Raw genomic sequence first — 15,030 nt, forward strand, 5'->3', positions numbered from 1 at the left:
CGTGAATGAGGACCAATGTAATGGGTAAGAATGTCGTCGTCCTGGGCACCCAGTGGGGTGATGAGGGCAAAGGCAAGATCGTCGATCTGCTGACCGAACATGCTGCCGCCGTAGTGCGCTACCAGGGTGGCCACAACGCGGGTCACACCCTGGTGATCAACGGTGAAAAGACCGTTCTGCACCTGATTCCGTCCGGTATCCTGCGTGAAGGCGTACAGTGCCTGATCGGCAACGGCGTGGTCGTTGCCCCGGATGCCCTGATGCGTGAAATCACCAAGCTGGAAGAGAAGGGCGTGCCAGTGCGCGAGCGCCTGCGCATCAGTCCGGCTGCGCCGCTGATCCTGTCGTACCACGTTGCCCTGGACCAGGCCCGCGAAAAAGCCCGTGGCGAAGCCAAGATCGGCACCACCGGCCGTGGTATCGGCCCAGCCTACGAAGACAAGGTCGCACGCCGCGGCCTGCGCGTGGGCGACCTGTTCCACCGCGAGCGTTTCGCCGCCAAGCTGGGTGAGCTGCTGGACTACCACAACTTCCAGCTGGTGAACTACTACAAAGAGCCAGCCATCGACTTCCAGCAGACCCTGGACGAATGCATGGCCTACGCCGAACAGCTCAAGCCGATGATGCTCGACGTCACCGCCGAGCTGCACAACCTGCGTCGCGCCGGCAAGGACATCATGTTCGAAGGTGCCCAGGGCTCGTTGCTGGACATCGACCACGGTACCTACCCGTACGTCACCAGCTCCAACACCACCGCTGGCGGTATCTCCACCGGTTCTGGCGTTGGCCCGATGTACCTGGACTACATCCTGGGTATCACCAAGGCCTACACCACTCGCGTAGGTTCCGGTCCGTTCCCGACCGAACTGTTCGACGAGACTGGCGCTACCCTGGCCAAGCGTGGCCATGAGTTCGGCTCCACCACCGGCCGTGCGCGCCGTTGCGGCTGGTTCGATGCCGTGATCCTGCGCCGCGCCATCGACGTCAACAGCATCTCGGGCATCTGCCTGACCAAGCTGGACGTACTGGATGGCCTGGAAACCATCAACATCTGCGTTGGCTACAAGAACGAGAACGGTGCCGTCATCGACGCGCCTTCCGATGCCGACAGCTACATCGGCCTGGAGCCGGTGTACGAAGAGATGCCAGGCTGGAGCGAGTCGACCCTGGGCGTGAAAACCCTGGAAGATCTGCCAGCCAACGCTCGCGCCTACATCAAGCGCATCGAAGAGCTGATCGGCGCGCCGATCGACATCATCTCCACCGGCCCGGACCGCAACGAGACCATCGTTCTGCGTCATCCGTTCGCCTGATCTGCCTTCCAGGCTGATCTGACGCCGTGGCCCTGAAAGGGGCTGCGGCGTTTTCATTTGTGGGGTATGCCTGTCCCGGCCCTATCGCCGGCAAGCCAGCTCCCACAGGTACACCACAGGCCTCAAGACATGTGGAGTACCTGTGGGAGCGGGCAAGCCCGCGAAGAGGCCAGTACAGGAAAACCCATTGCTGAACCTTGGCACTTATCCCTGCTGCCCCCGGCACAACCCTTGCTGTAAGAAGTTTCTGAAGATGCCATCAAAATAGTGGCGCCAGAAAACACGAGGGTTACACCGTGTCTGCCATCCTCTCACTGTTACGAAGCCGCCTTTTGCGGCCTGTGTTTGTTGCCCTTGGTATCGCTCTTTTGGTGCAGGTGCTGGTCGCCGTTGCGCTTACCCGAAGCACGGTCACCGCCTTGGAAGCCGACCTGGGCGAACGCCTGGGCAATGACAGCCGCCAGCTCGCCAGTGAGCTGGAGCAAGCCGGGCAAGACGTGCGCTCAGGCCTCGACAGCCTCTCCAGCAGCACCCGCCAGCGCTTGAGCGCAGGTTTGTCGGCGCGCCTGCAAAGCGAGCAGCAGCAGCTGCGCAGCACGTTGGAAAAGAACCTCAAGGACTCCGCCAACGATATGGCCGAGCTGCTGGCGTCGGTCGCACCGCGGGCGATATGGGACAACGACGTGCCGGTGCTCTCCGACTTCGCCCGGCGTGCCCAGCGCAACCCTAACGTGCTGTTCGTGGTCTACGACGACGCCCAGGGCCAGCACCTGACTCGCTACCTGAACCGGCAAAACCCGATCAACCAGGCATTGATGGACAAAGGCCAGGGCGAGCGTGCGCTGGACAAGGTGATCGACGCGGCCCGGCGCGACCCGGCGGTGTACTTCGTCGAGGCCTCGATCAACCCCAATGGTGCAGAAATCGGCAAGGTGGTGATGGGCGTTTCCACCGCCGGCATCGACCAGGAGCTCAAGGCCCTCGACCAGCGCTTCGCCGCACTGATCGCCAGCGGCGAGCAACTGGTCGGCGACAGCCTGGTCGGTGCTGCAGCCGACAGTGGCAAGACCTTGCGCGAGCGCCTTGAAAAGGCGCAGGGCAGCGCAGCCGCGATGCAGGCCAATACCGCACAGACCGTGCGTGATGCTGCCGCCGAACTGCGCTGGCGTATCGGCCTGGGCCTGATGCTGGTCGGCCTGGGTGTGCTGGTGGTGGTGGCTGTGGTACTTGGTCGCCGAGTGCTGAGCAAGCTGCGCCTGCTGATTGCCGCCCTCGATGACCTGGCGGCTGGCGAAGGCGACCTGACCAAGCGTGTGCCCCTCGACAGCCGCGACGAAATTGGCGATATGGCTTCGGCGGTGAACCGCTTTGTCGACAAGCTGCAACCCATCGTGCGCGAGGCGGGCGAGGTGGCGCAGCGCACCGGCGTTGAGATTGGCGCGATGGCCCAGCGCAATGCCGGCGCCGATGCTGCCGCTGCGCTGCAACGCGATGAAGTGGCAGCCAGCCTGCGCGACCTGTCGAGCATGGCCGACGAGGCCCAGGCTGAAAGCCACGCGATGCAGGCAGCCCTGCAGCAGGTGGTGGATATCCGCCAGGCAACTGACGAAAACAGCCGCACATCGACCCAGCTAGCTGGTTTGATCGAAAACCTGGCCGGGCAGGTGGAGGCCGGCTCCCAGGTGATCGAGCGCCTGGCCAAGCAGAGCGAGCAGATCGAAGTGGTGCTGACGGTTATCCACGGCATTGCCGAACAGACCAACCTGCTGGCCTTGAACGCGGCCATCGAAGCCGCCCGTGCTGGCGAAACCGGGCGCGGGTTTGCCGTCGTGGCCGATGAGGTGCGGGCGCTGGCGAGCAAGACGCAAAGTTCCACGGGAGATATCCAGGCGCATATCGCCGCGCTGCAGAAGGGGGCCAAGGAGGCCGTGGCCACCATCAGCCAGGCCGGGCTCAAGGCCAGCGAAGGGCTGCTGGTGCTGCGTGACAACGAGCGCCGCCAGCAGTCGGTGCAGGCAGCGGTGGAGCAGGTGCACGCGGCCATCGGCCTGGCCACCCGGGCGGCCGAACAGCAGGCGAGCGGGGCGCAGGCAGTGCGTGGACGGGTGGAAACCATACACGCCCAGGCCGAACGCTCGGCCGAGGTGGTGATGCAGACCACCGCCAGCAGCAAGGTGCTGGATGACCTGGCGGCACAGCTGCGTGCCAGCCTGGGACAATTCAGGGCATAGAAATTCGCAAGTGAATCGCAATCCCTGTGGGAGCGGGTTCACCCGCGAAGAAGACGGCGCGGTGTATGGCACCGGCTCCGCCGGTGTTCGCGGGTTAACCCGCTCCCACAGGGCAAGTGCAAGCTTCTGCACTTGTGCAAGGCCATCGAGTTTTGGCGGTGCAGTGTTGCTATGATGGCAACGACACATGGCAAACGGAGTTGTTCATGTCAGCTCAACTGGTCGCCGCCCCGGCCGCCCTGGATTTCCTCCATTGCGACAGCGTGCATGTCAGCGCGCCAATGACCGCTCTCCAGGCCTACTGCGCCATGACTTCGGACGTCCCAGGCTGGCTGGCCAAAGCCTTTCGCCTGCGCGATTTCATCTCGCGCCGCTTCAATGTCACTGCTATCCACGGTTTCTCATCGCGCAGCCCCGAACGTTTGCCGGCAGTGGGTGAGCATCTGGACTTTTTCCTGGTCGAGGCAATCAGCGACCAGCAATTGGTCCCGACCTCGCGTGACACGCACCTGGCGGTGATGGTGAGCATGGATCTGGATGAGCAGAAGGATGGCCAGCAGCGTTTGAGCGTGACCACCTCGGTACAGTGTTTCAACCGCTTCGGCCGCCTCTACATGCTGCCTGTCGGCAAGGCGCATGGGCCAATCGTCCGCCGGATGCTGCGTAACATCTGATGGCCTCATCGCCGGCAAGCCAGCTCCCACAGGTACTGCACAGGCCTAAGGGCGGCGCGGTACCTGTGGGAGCTGGCTTGCCGGCGATGAAGGCGACGCGGATCAAGCCTTGTTCAGATACATCCGCGTAGTCAGCAGATACACCGGCAACCCCGACACTACGATCAACAACGCCGCATAAGGCGCTGCCGCCGCGAACTCGACGTTGGCCGTGTGCGCCCACACCTCGGTGGCCAGGGTGGTCATGCCGGTCGGGCTGAGCAGCAAGGTAGCTGTCAGTTCCTTCATGGCATCCAGGAACACCAGGGCAAAGGCTGCCGCCATGGCCGGGAAGATGATCGGCAGGGTCACCCGGCAGAACGCGGCAAAGCTGCTCGCGCCCAAGGTCCGTGCCGCTTCCTCCAGGGTAGGTGAAGCCTTGTTCAGTGCGGTGCGCACCGGCGACTGCGCCAGCGGCAGGAACAGCAGCGCATAGGCCAGCAGCAACAGTGCCGTGGTCTGGTACAGCGCCGGCACGTAATGCAGGGCGAAGAACACCAGGGTCAGGGCAATCACCAGGCCGGGCAGGGCGTGCAACAGGTATGGCAGGCGCTCGGCCCAAATTGCCAGGCGGCCCTTGTAGCGCACCACCAGGAAGCTGATTGGCAGGGCTAGCAACACGCAGAAACCGGCACCCCCCAGCGACACCGACAATGAGGTGAACAGCGCCTTGGAAATGGCTGCCACAGGGAATGCCGCCGATGAACCCACGCTCAACCAGTAGCCGAGCATGGCCAGCGGAATACCGCTGCCCAACACTGCCAGGCCCACGCAGAACAGTTGCGCCAGCACTGCCCAGCCACGCAGCCGCACCGGCTGTGCTCGCCGCGCCACACCCTGGCCGATGCGCACATGACGGGCTTTGCCGCGTACCCGCAGTTCAAGCCACAGCATCACCAGGCACATCGCCAACAGTACGGCGGACAGCATGGCCGCGTTGGCATTGCTGAACTCCAGTTCGAACTGCTGGTAAATCGCCGTGGTGAAGGTTTGCAGGCCGAGGATCGACAAGGCACCGAACTCTACCAGCATGTGCAGGGCGATCAGCAGCGCGCCGCCCAGCATCGATGGCCATAGCAGCGGCAGGGTGACCTTGATGAATACGCCCCAGCGGCTGCAGCCCAGCGTACGTGCCGATTCCTCCAGCGAGGTATCGAGATTGCGCAGGGTCGCGGCCACCGGCAGGAACACCAGTGGGTACTTGGACAGGGCCATGACCATGATCGCCCCGCCCAGCCCTTCGAAGTCCGAGCTCAGCGACACCCAGGTGAAGCTGCTGACGAACGACGGCACGGCGAACGGCAGGCACAGCACCACGCCCCACAGCCGACGGCCGGCCAGGTTGCTGCGCTCAAGCAGCCAGGCCAGGGCCAGGCCGACCACCATGCAGGTCAGCGTCACCCCGACCATCAGCATCAGGGTGTTGCGCATCAGCCCCCAGACAAACGGCCGCCACAGCAGGTGCAAGGCTTCGCGCCAGCCGGCCTCCCAGGCTTTCATGGCAACGTACAGCAAAGGCAGCAAGCTCATCGCCACCAGGAACAGCACAGGCAGCACCACCCAGACAGAGGGGCGCTTGCGGCGCGGTACGAAGCGTACCGGCACCGGCTCGGACAGGGCGGCAGTCATCAGAGCAGGCCGACCTCGCGCTCAAGCTCGATCGCTTCCTCGGCATTGCCCAGGTCGGCTGGTGAGATCTTCGGTGGGCGCAGGTCTTCGAACGGCTTCAGGCCACGGTCGGAGACCATGCCTTTGTGCAGCGGGTACTCGGCGGTAGTCTGGGTGATCACGCGCTGGCCTTCTTCGCTGGCCATCCAGTTGAGCAGGGCCTGGGCTTCTTTCGGGTGTTTGCTGGCCTTGACCACGGCTGCACCGGAAATGGTGACCAGGTTGCCGGCATCGCCATCGGCCAGGTAGTAGAGCTTGGTGTCCAGCTTGCCGCGCTCGCGCTCCAGCGCATACCAGTAGTAGTTGTTCACCAGTACCGCAGCCACTTCGCCTTTTTCCACGGCTTTGAGGGCGACCATGTTGTTGGTGTAGGTCTTGCCGAATGCCTTCAGGCCGGTCAGCCATTCTTCGGTGGCTTCTCGCCCGTGCATCTTCAGGATGGCCACAGCCTGTTCCTGGAAGGCGCCGCTGGTGGGCACATAGCCGACACGGCCTTCCCACTCAGGGTTGGCAAAGTCCATCACTGTGGTCGGCAGGTCTTTCTCGTCGACCTTCTTCGGGTTGAACACGACGATGCGCGTACGGGCGGTGATGCCCATCCAGGTGCCGTTGGCACCAACGTACTCCTTGGGCATCATGTTCGCGGTGGCGTCGTCGATCTTCGCCAGCAGGCCCAGTTCGCCCAAGTTGTTCAGGGGAGGGGACTCTTCGGTATAGATGATGTCGGCCGGCGAGCGTTCGCCTTCCTCGATGATCTGGCTGGCCAGCTGGTTGCTGCTGCCCTTGCGGATATCGATGTGGATGCCGGTCTTGGCCTCGTAGGCCTTGGCGATGGCCTCGCCGATTTCCTTGTGCTGACCGTTGTACATGGTCAGGGTGACCGGTGCGTCTGCCATGGCGGCCGGGGCGCCGATGGCCAGGCTCAGCACGGCGGCGGCCAAGGTACGCATCAGCGGTTGCGGGCGGATCGTCATGCGGGTACTTCCTCGCTTACGGCTACATATTTGGAAACAATGGTAAACGAAATCGTTTCTCAAGTGGCCGGGTGACGAGAAATTCATGGTCAGACCATGGTGCAAGAGGCTGAAGGTGTGTTGGCTGTGCTGGCCTCTTCGCGGGTAAACCCGCTCCCACAGGGGCATCACAGGTCTTGAGGGGGGTGAAATACCTGTGGGAGCGGCTTTAGCCGCGAAGAGGCTGGCACAGGTTTGCACCTATGACCGAAAGAGGGGGGATACAAAAATCGCAGGCAAGAAAAAACCCACTAGCAAGCTAGTGGGTTTTTGTATGGTGCCCAGGAGAAGACTCGAACTTCCACGACCGTTAAGTCACTGATACCTGAAACCAGCGCGTCTACCAATTCCGCCACCTGGGCAAAGCTTTACATCATCTGGAGAAGGCGACTATCGTTCGCTTTCACACAGTAGTAACAGATCCTTGGTCATCTGTTACTTGAAAATATTTGGTGCCCAGGAGAAGACTCGAACTTCCACGGCCGTTAAGCCACTGATACCTGAAACCAGCGCGTCTACCAATTCCGCCACCTGGGCACACATTCGAGATTACTTGATGCTTTACAGCGCCGCTCATCTCTACTACAACTTCGGGGTTGTCCGTCGTTGTGGTGCGCACTATACGGACGGTCCGGGGGGCTGTAAACCCCCCAAGCGAAAAAAATTTCAAAAAATTCAACTTGTTGATTCCGCAGGCCTATTCCTGCTCGCCGGAGGCGCCGGTGGGGCTGTCCAAGGCTGACATTTCCGGTTTCAATACGCCTATGCCAGAATTCCTATCTATATACCCCAAGGTGAACCCCTTCTGATGGCCGATTGGCAATCCCTCGATCCCGAGGCCGCTCGCGAAGCGGAAAAATACGACAACCCCATTCCCAGCCGTGAGCTGATCCTGCAGCGCCTCGCCGACCGTGGCGAACCGGCCGCACGCGAGGAGCTGGCGGCCGAGTTCGGTCTTTACGACGAAGACCAGATCGAAGCCCTGCGCCGCCGACTGCGTGCAATGGAGCGCGATGGCCAGCTTATCTATACCCGGCGCGGCACTTATGCCCCGGTAGACAAGCTGGACCTGATCTGCGGTCGCGTCTCCGGTCACCGCGATGGCTTCGGCTTCCTTATTCCGGACGACGGCAGCGAAGATCTGTTCCTCAGCCCGTCGCAGATGCGCCTGGTGTTCGACGGTGACCGCGGCCTGGCCCGCGTATCCGGCGTCGACCGCCGTGGCCGCCGTGAAGGCGTGCTGGTCGAAATCATCTCCCGTGCCCACGAAAGCGTGGTCGGCCGTTACTTCGAAGAAGGCGGTATCGGCTACGTGACCCCGGACAACCCGAAGATCCAGCAGGAAGTGCTGGTCACCGCCGGGCGCAACGGCGGTGCCAAGATCGGCCAGTTCGTCGAGATCAAGATCACCCACTGGCCGACTCCGCGCTTCCAGCCGCAAGGCGATGTGGTCGAGGTCATCGGCAACTACATGGCGCCGGGCATGGAAATCGACGTTGCCCTGCGCAGCTACGATATCCCGCACGTCTGGCCCAAGGACGTGATCAAGGAAGCGCGCAAGTTCCGCTCCGAAGTCGAAGAGAAGGACAAGGAGAAGCGCGTCGACCTGCGCCACCTGCCGTTCGTCACCATCGACGGCGAGGACGCCCGTGACTTCGACGACGCCGTCTATTGCGAACCGCTGGGCAAGCTGCGCCTGTTCTCCGGTGGCTGGCGCCTGTATGTGGCCATTGCCGACGTGTCCAGCTACGTGCGCCTGGGCTCGGCCCTGGACGTCGAGGCCCAGCAGCGCGGCAACTCGGTGTACTTCCCCGAGCGCGTGGTACCGATGCTCCCCGAAGAGCTGTCCAACGGCCTGTGCTCGCTGAACCCGCATGTCGATCGCCTGGCCATGGTCTGCGAAATGACCATGAACAAAGCCGGCCAGATGGTCGACTACCAGTTCTACGAAGGCGTCATCCACTCCCACGCCCGCCTGACCTACAACAAGGTCAGCAGCATGCTCGAGCACTCCCGCACCCGTGAGGGCAAGGCGCTGCGCGAGGAGTACAAGGCAGTCGTGCCGGACCTGAAGAACCTGTACAACCTGTACAAGGTGCTGGTGGAGGCCCGTCACACCCGTGGCGCGATCGACTTCGAGACCCAGGAAACCCGCATCATCTTCGGTGACGAGCGCAAGATCGCGGAAATCCGCCCGACCGTGCGCAACGACGCCCACAAGCTGATCGAGGAATGCATGCTGGCGGCCAACGTGGCCACCGCCGAGTTCCTGCAGAAGCATGGCGTGCCGGCCCTGTACCGCGTGCACGACGGCCCGCCGCCAGAGCGTCTGGAAAAGCTGCGCGCCTTCCTGGGCGAACTGGGCCTGACCCTGCACAAGGGCAAGGACCCGTCGCCGAAGGATTACCAGGCACTGCTGGCGAGCATCGCCGGGCGCCCGGACTTCCACCTGATCCAGACCGTGATGCTGCGTTCGTTGAGCCAGGCGGTGTACAGCACCGACAACAACGGCCACTTCGGCCTGAACTACGAGGCGTACACCCACTTCACCTCGCCGATCCGTCGCTACCCGGACCTGCTGGTGCACCGCGCCATCCGCAGCATCATCCGTTCCAGGGTCGAAACCCCGCACGTCAAGCGTGCCGGCGCCATGAGCATCCCCAAGGCGCGCATCTACCCGTACGACGAGAACACCCTCGAGCAGCTTGGCGAGCAGTGCTCGATGACCGAGCGCCGGGCCGATGAAGCCACCCGTGACGTGGTCAACTGGCTCAAGTGCGAGTTCATGAAGGACCGCGTGGGCGAGACTTTCCCGGGTGTGATCACCGCGGTGACCGGTTTCGGCCTGTTCGTCGAGCTGACCGATATCTATGTGGAAGGCCTGGTGCACGTCAGTGCGCTGCCGGGCGACTACTACCACTTCGACCCGGTGCACCACCGCCTGTCTGGCGAGCGTACCGGGCGCAGCTTCCGCCTGGGTGACACGATCGAGGTCAAGGTCATGCGCGTCGACCTCGACGAGCGCAAGATCGACTTCGAAGTGTCGGAAAAGACCCTCGCCGCCCCGATCGGCCGCAAGCAACGTGGTGCCGCACCGGCTGCCGGCCAGGCCGAGCAGGCCCCGGTCGAGGCCAAGGCCACACCGAAGCCGCGCAGCCGCAAGAGCGAGACCGCCGAGGCGTACTTCCCGAAAGACGCTGTGCAGCGTAACGCCGAAGTACGCAAGAGCCGCGAAATGAAGAAGGCGCTGATGAGCGAGGCGCGCAGTGGCGGCCATGCCAGCAGCAAGTCGGACAAGGGTGGCAAGGCCTCCGGCAAGCCGACCAAGCACCGTAAAGGCCCGTCGAAGTCCGGCGCGCCACGCAAGAGCAAGAGCAAGTCATGAGTCAGCTGGAAAAGATCTACGGCGTGCACGCCGTGCAGGCATTGCTGCAGCACCATCCGAAGCGGGTCAAGCAGATCTGGCTGTCGGAAGGGCGCAGCGAGCCGCGCCTGCAGGCGCTGCTGGCGCTGGCCGCGGAAAATCGCGTGGCGGTCGGCCAGGCCGAGCGCCGTGAGATGGATGCCTGGGTAGAGGGCGTGCATCAGGGTGTGGTCGCCGAGGTGAGCCCGAGCCAGGTCTGGGGCGAGTTGATGCTCGAGGAATTGCTCGAACGCACCGAAACACCCCCGCTGATCCTGGTGCTGGATGGCGTGACCGACCCGCACAACCTTGGCGCCTGCCTGCGTACCGCCGATGCCGCCGGTGCCACGGCAGTGGTGGTGCCCAAGGACAAGTCCGCAACCCTGACGCCGGTCGTGCGCAAGGTGGCCTGTGGCGCTGCGGAGGTGATCCCGCTGGTGGCCGTGACCAACCTGGCGCGCACCTTGGAAAAACTGCAGCAGCGTGGCCTGTGGGTGGTAGGTACCGCCGGCGAGGCCGAACAGGAAATCTACCAGCAGGACCTGACCGGGCCGCTGGTGATGATCATGGGCGCGGAAGGCAAGGGCATGCGCCGGCTGACCCGCGAGCATTGCGATTTCCTGGTGAAGTTGCCGATGGGCGGTAGTGTCAGCAGCCTGAACGTGTCGGTGGCGACAGGCGTGTGCCTGTTCGAGGCTGTGCGTCAGCGTCAGGCCAAGCGCTGATCTTCGGCCTGTACCGGCCCTATCGCCGGCAAGCCGGCTCCCACAGGTGCACCACAAGGTTCAGCACCTGTGGCGATCCTGTGGGAGCTGGCTTGCCAGCGATAGGGTCAGTGCAGGAATAATGTGTTTTGGCTGTTCAAATATTCACCAATCACCTTGCTTGTACGCCTCGCCTTCTCTACAATTGCGCCCCTTGCCGAGCTGGCAGGCGCACATGTGCCTCCCCTCCGTGCAAGACATACAGTGTCATTCACTCCTTGTCTGACCAGATTCGCTGGCAGACTACTAACCCGTAAGGAGCATTCATGCGTCATTACGAAATCATCTTCCTGGTTCACCCGGACCAGAGCGAGCAAGTCGGCGGCATGGTTGAGCGTTACACCAAGCTGATCGAAGAAGATGGTGGCAAGATCCACCGCCTGGAAGACTGGGGCCGTCGTCAACTGGCCTACGCAATCAACAATGTTCACAAGGCTCACTACGTGATGCTGAACGTTGAGTGCACCGGCAAGGCCCTGGCCGAGCTGGAAGACAACTTCCGCTACAACGATGCCGTTATCCGTAACCTGGTCATCCGTCGCGACGAAGCCGTTACCGGCCAGTCCGAGATGCTGAAGGCTGAAGAAAACCGCAGCGAGCGCCGTGAGCGTCGTGAGCGTCCTGAGCATGCTGAATCCGCCGACGGCGACGACAGCAATGACAGCGACTCCAGCGATAACGCTGACGAGTAATCCACGGACCTTTAGAGGAGCCTATTAAATGGCACGTTTCTTCCGTCGTCGTAAATTCTGCCGCTTCACTGCTGAAGACGTGAAAGAGATCGACTTCAAAGATCTCAACACCCTGAAAGCTTACGTATCCGAAACCGGCAAGATCGTTCCAAGCCGTATCACCGGTACCAAAGCTCGTTATCAGCGTCAGCTGGCTACCGCTATCAAGCGCGCCCGCTTCCTGGCCCTGCTGCCCTACACCGACAGCCACGGCCGCTGAGACCGGGTCGTCGACAAGCAGTAAGGGATTAGCATGCGAGCGTTAGCAAGTTTCATCATGCGCGGTCGTGTGCAGGCCACCCTGGTGGTGGTCATCAGCGCGGTACTGCCGCTGCTGTTCTGGTTGAGTGCCGCTGCCGGCAGCCTTGTGCTGCTGCGGCGTGGGTTCAAGGATGCTACAACGGTCATCGCCGGCGGCCTGCTGGCCGGGCTGGCCGTGTGGGTCATGGGCGATCCCATCACCTTTCTGGTGATCGCGGGTGCCCTGGGCCTGGCTGCGCTGTTGCGCGCCGAGCATCCCTGGAGCCGGGTGTTGCTGGTCAGTGCCGTGTTCGCCGTGGCTTTCAGCCTCGTGCTCGATCTGGCGCTGGCGCAAACCTTCGATGTGCTGGCCAAGGCGTTTGCCGAAGCCATGCCGAAAATCGAGGGGCAACCGGTGCTCTCCGGTGAGCTGATCCGCCCTGTGCTGGTCGCTTCCACAGCAGTGACGGTGCAATTGTTCAGTGTGCTGGCCCTGGTGCTGGCGCGCTACTGGCAGGCAGCGTTGTACAACCCTGGAGGCTTCGGTCGCGAGTTTCGCGCCCTGAAGTTGCCGAAACAGACCATGGCGGTCTTGGTGGCAGTGATGGTGGTGGCCCCGTTCATCGGGCCGCAGTTCATCGTCCTGGCATCGGCCTCGAGCCTGGTACTGGTGCTGGCCGGCATCGCCTTGATGCACGGGCTGGTGGCGCAGGGGCGACTGGCCGGTTTCTGGCTGGTGGGCATGTACGTGACGTTGCCGCTGATCATGCAGCTGATTTATCCGTTGCTGGTGGTTTTGGCCATTGTCGACAGCCTGATTGATTTTCGCGGTCGCAAGTCCCCCAAGGGGAATGACTCCGCGAACGGTGAAGGTTAAAAGTTAAGAGGTTTTACCAAATGGAACTGATCCTGCTGGAAAAAGTCGCTAACCTGGGCAACCTGGGCGACAAAGTAAAAGTTAAGGCTGGTTACGGCCGTAACTTCCTGCTGCCATTCGGCAAGGCCACCGTTGCCAACGCCGCCAACCTGGCTGCGTTCGAAGAGCGTCGCGCCGAGCTGGAAAAAGCAGCTGCTGACAAGAAAGCTTCGGCTGAAAGCCGCGCTGCCCAACTGGCCGAGCTGGAAGTGACCATCACTGCCACCGCTGGCGACGAAGGCAAGCTGTTCGGTTCGATCGGCACCCACGACATCGCTGACGCCCTGACCGCCTCCGGCGTTGAAGTGGCCAAGGCTGAAGTTCGTCTGCCGAACGGCACCATCCGTCAGGTTGGCGAATACGACGTAGCCGTGCACCTGCACAGCGACGTTGAAGCCACCGTACGCGTGGTCGTTGTAGCTGCCTAAGCTGCGCTGACTGGCTGGCTCCTTGTGGGTCAGGCGGTTAACATCGGGCACGGTCCTGTTTTCGACAGGCCGTGCCCTTTGTCTTTTTCATCCTCCAGAATTCTTTCGTGGCCATGAACGAGATCACCACCTCCGAACAGCTAGACCTGCAAACCGCAGCCCTGAAGGTACCGCCGCATTCCATCGAGGCCGAACAGGCCGTGCTCGGTGGCCTGATGCTGGACAACAATGCCTGGGAGCGGGTGCTGGACCAGGTATCGGATGGCGACTTCTACCGGCATGACCACCGCCTGATCTTCCGTGCCGTGCACAAGTTGGCCGACGCCAACCAGCCATTCGACGTGGTGACCCTGCACGAGCAGTTGGACAAGGAAGGCCTTTCTTCGCAAGTCGGTGGGTTGGCGTACCTGGCCGAGCTGGCCAAGAACACCCCGTCGGTGGCCAACATCAAGGCCTACGCCGCGATCATTCGCGAGCGCGCCACCCTGCGCCAGCTGATCAGCATCAGTACCGACATCGCCGACAACGCGTTCAACCCGCAAGGGCGCAACGCCGAAGAGATTCTCGACGACGCCGAGCGGCAGATCTTCCAGATCGCCGAGGCCCGCCCGAAAACCGGCGGCCCGGTGGGGGTCAACGAACTGTTGACCATGGCCATCGACCGTATCGACACGCTGTTCAACTCCGACAGTGACATCACCGGCGTGTCCACCGGCTTTACTGACCTCGACGAGAAGACCAGCGGCCTGCAGCCAGCCGACCTGATCATCGTCGCCGGCCGACCGTCGATGGGTAAGACCACTTTCGCCATGAACCTGGTGGAAAACGCCGTGCTGCGTACCGACAAGGCGGTACTGGTGTTCTCCCTCGAGATGCCAGGTGAATCGCTGATCATGCGTATGCTCTCGTCCCTTGGCCGTATCGACCAGACCAAGGTGCGTTCCGGCCAGCTGGACGACGATGACTGGCCGCGCCTGACCTCGGCGGTGAACCTGCTCAACGACCGCAAGCTGTTCATCGACGATACCGCCGGCATCAGCCCCTCGGAAATGCGCGCCCGTACCCGCCGCCTGGCCCGCGAGCATGGCGAAATCGCCATGATCATGGTGGACTACCTGCAGCTGATGCAGATCCCGGGTTCGGCCGGCGACAACCGGACCAACGAAATTTCCGAGATCTCCCGCTCGCTCAAGGCCCTGGCCAAGGAGTTCAACTGCCCGGTCATCGCCCTGTCGCAGCTGAACCGCTCCCTGGAACAGCGCCCGAACAAACGCCCGGTGAACTCCGACTTGCGTGAATCCGGTGCGATCGAGCAGGACGCCGACGTGATCATGTTCGTGTACCGCGACGAGGTGTACCACCCCGAGACCGAGCACAAGGGCGTGGCGGAAATCATCATCGGTAAACAGCGTAACGGCCCCATCGGCTTCGTGCGCCTGGCGTTCATCGGCAAGTACACCCGCTTCGAGAACCTGGCGCCGGGCATGTACAACTTCGACGATGACGAATAAGCCACCGGCCTCATCGCCGGCAAGCCAGCTCCCACAGGGGCTCCACCGACCTTAAGGCAGTGATCTCCTGTGGGAGCTGGCTTGCCGGCGATGAGGCCG

12 protein-coding genes, 2 tRNA genes and 1 pseudogene are annotated in these 15,030 nt (G+C 62.6%); 11 read left to right on the forward strand and 4 right to left on the reverse strand.

Annotation, left to right across the window (positions count from 1 at the left end):
• Positions 1–20 precede the first annotated feature (20 nt).
• The 4 genes and pseudogenes from CAG34_RS03100 (at position 21) to CAG34_RS03120 (ending at position 4,218) form a co-directional block, all read left to right on the forward strand.
• Positions 21–1,313 (forward strand): adenylosuccinate synthase, encoded by a 1,293-nt coding sequence (locus CAG34_RS03100; RefSeq protein WP_085587924.1) that lies wholly within the window; start codon positions 21–23, stop codon positions 1,311–1,313.
• Positions 1,314–2,497: 1,184 nt separating this feature from the next.
• A pseudogene (locus tag CAG34_RS29360) lies at positions 2,498–2,638 on the forward strand (hypothetical protein); the annotation flags it as partial.
• 201 nt (positions 2,639–2,839) lie between these two features.
• The gene (locus tag CAG34_RS29365; protein ID WP_371053067.1) at positions 2,840–3,544 is read left to right on the forward strand and encodes a methyl-accepting chemotaxis protein; all 705 of its coding nucleotides are present in this window, start codon (positions 2,840–2,842) and stop codon (positions 3,542–3,544) included.
• A gap of 206 nt (positions 3,545–3,750) precedes the next feature.
• On the forward strand, positions 3,751–4,218 hold the full coding sequence (locus CAG34_RS03120; RefSeq protein WP_085587930.1) for a DUF2867 domain-containing protein: 468 nt from the start codon (positions 3,751–3,753) through the stop codon (positions 4,216–4,218).
• 102 nt (positions 4,219–4,320) lie between these two features.
• On the opposite strand, the gene CAG34_RS03125 is transcribed toward CAG34_RS03120, so the two are convergent.
• The 4 genes from CAG34_RS03125 to CAG34_RS03140 form a co-directional block, all read right to left on the reverse strand.
• Complete coding sequence (locus tag CAG34_RS03125) at positions 4,321–5,886, reverse strand: iron ABC transporter permease (protein ID WP_013974423.1); 1,566 nt, start codon at positions 5,884–5,886, stop codon at positions 4,321–4,323.
• Positions 5,886–6,899, reverse strand: coding sequence for an extracellular solute-binding protein (locus CAG34_RS03130; RefSeq protein WP_013974422.1), 1,014 nt, complete (start codon positions 6,897–6,899; stop codon positions 5,886–5,888). The genes CAG34_RS03125 and CAG34_RS03130 overlap by 1 nt, the downstream gene beginning before the upstream one ends.
• Before the next feature lie 314 nt (positions 6,900–7,213).
• Positions 7,214–7,300, reverse strand: a tRNA-Leu gene (locus CAG34_RS03135).
• A gap of 88 nt (positions 7,301–7,388) precedes the next feature.
• Positions 7,389–7,475, reverse strand: a tRNA-Leu gene (locus tag CAG34_RS03140).
• Positions 7,476–7,746: 271 nt separating this feature from the next.
• Here CAG34_RS03140 and rnr point away from each other — a divergent pair.
• The 7 genes from rnr (at position 7,747) to dnaB (ending at position 14,931) form a co-directional block, all read left to right on the forward strand.
• The gene (gene rnr / locus CAG34_RS03145) at positions 7,747–10,323 is read left to right on the forward strand and encodes a ribonuclease R (protein ID WP_025340822.1); all 2,577 of its coding nucleotides are present in this window, start codon (positions 7,747–7,749) and stop codon (positions 10,321–10,323) included.
• A complete protein-coding gene (gene rlmB / locus CAG34_RS03150; RefSeq protein ID WP_003259007.1) occupies positions 10,320–11,066 on the forward strand; it encodes a 23S rRNA (guanosine(2251)-2'-O)-methyltransferase RlmB in 747 nt (248 codons plus the stop codon). Before rnr ends, rlmB begins: the two co-directional genes overlap by 4 nt.
• A gap of 305 nt (positions 11,067–11,371) precedes the next feature.
• Complete coding sequence (rpsF, locus tag CAG34_RS03155) at positions 11,372–11,797, forward strand: 30S ribosomal protein S6 (protein ID WP_013974420.1); 426 nt, start codon at positions 11,372–11,374, stop codon at positions 11,795–11,797.
• Positions 11,798–11,825: 28 nt separating this feature from the next.
• Entirely contained in the window at positions 11,826–12,056 is a 231-nt protein-coding gene (gene rpsR / locus CAG34_RS03160; RefSeq protein WP_003249563.1) for a 30S ribosomal protein S18, read from the forward strand.
• A gap of 33 nt (positions 12,057–12,089) precedes the next feature.
• Positions 12,090–12,953, forward strand: a complete 864-nt coding sequence (locus CAG34_RS03165) for a hypothetical protein (RefSeq protein WP_003259010.1) — start codon at positions 12,090–12,092, stop codon at positions 12,951–12,953.
• Positions 12,954–12,973: 20 nt separating this feature from the next.
• On the forward strand, positions 12,974–13,420 hold the full coding sequence (rplI, locus tag CAG34_RS03170) for a 50S ribosomal protein L9 (protein ID WP_003249568.1): 447 nt from the start codon (positions 12,974–12,976) through the stop codon (positions 13,418–13,420).
• 113 nt (positions 13,421–13,533) lie between these two features.
• Positions 13,534–14,931: a replicative DNA helicase gene (gene dnaB / locus CAG34_RS03175; RefSeq protein WP_015271992.1), complete on the forward strand. Its 1,398-nt coding sequence runs from the start codon at positions 13,534–13,536 to the stop codon at positions 14,929–14,931.
• Positions 14,932–15,030 lie beyond the last annotated feature (99 nt).

The sequence above is a fragment of the Pseudomonas sp. B14(2017) genome, assembly GCF_002113255.1.
GTDB lineage: Bacteria > Pseudomonadota > Gammaproteobacteria > Pseudomonadales > Pseudomonadaceae > Aquipseudomonas > Aquipseudomonas putida_Z.

Excerpts from the sequence above, each read along its gene's own strand:
- CAG34_RS03100 (WP_085587924.1), top strand. The coding sequence starts at position 21 with ATGGGTAAGAATGTCGTCGTCCTGGGCACCCAGTGGGGTGATGAGGGC.
- CAG34_RS29365 (WP_371053067.1), top strand. The coding sequence starts at position 2,840 with ATGGCCGACGAGGCCCAGGCTGAAAGCCACGCGATGCAGGCAGCCCTG.
- CAG34_RS03120 (WP_085587930.1), top strand. The coding sequence starts at position 3,751 with ATGTCAGCTCAACTGGTCGCCGCCCCGGCCGCCCTGGATTTCCTCCAT.
- CAG34_RS03125 (WP_013974423.1), bottom strand. The coding sequence starts at position 5,886 with ATGACTGCCGCCCTGTCCGAGCCGGTGCCGGTACGCTTCGTACCGCGC.
- CAG34_RS03130 (WP_013974422.1), bottom strand. The coding sequence starts at position 6,899 with ATGACGATCCGCCCGCAACCGCTGATGCGTACCTTGGCCGCCGCCGTG.
- rnr (WP_025340822.1), top strand. The coding sequence starts at position 7,747 with ATGGCCGATTGGCAATCCCTCGATCCCGAGGCCGCTCGCGAAGCGGAA.
- rlmB (WP_003259007.1), top strand. The coding sequence starts at position 10,320 with ATGAGTCAGCTGGAAAAGATCTACGGCGTGCACGCCGTGCAGGCATTG.
- rpsF (WP_013974420.1), top strand. The coding sequence starts at position 11,372 with ATGCGTCATTACGAAATCATCTTCCTGGTTCACCCGGACCAGAGCGAG.
- rpsR (WP_003249563.1), top strand. The coding sequence starts at position 11,826 with ATGGCACGTTTCTTCCGTCGTCGTAAATTCTGCCGCTTCACTGCTGAA.
- CAG34_RS03165 (WP_003259010.1), top strand. The coding sequence starts at position 12,090 with ATGCGAGCGTTAGCAAGTTTCATCATGCGCGGTCGTGTGCAGGCCACC.
- rplI (WP_003249568.1), top strand. The coding sequence starts at position 12,974 with ATGGAACTGATCCTGCTGGAAAAAGTCGCTAACCTGGGCAACCTGGGC.
- dnaB (WP_015271992.1), top strand. The coding sequence starts at position 13,534 with ATGAACGAGATCACCACCTCCGAACAGCTAGACCTGCAAACCGCAGCC.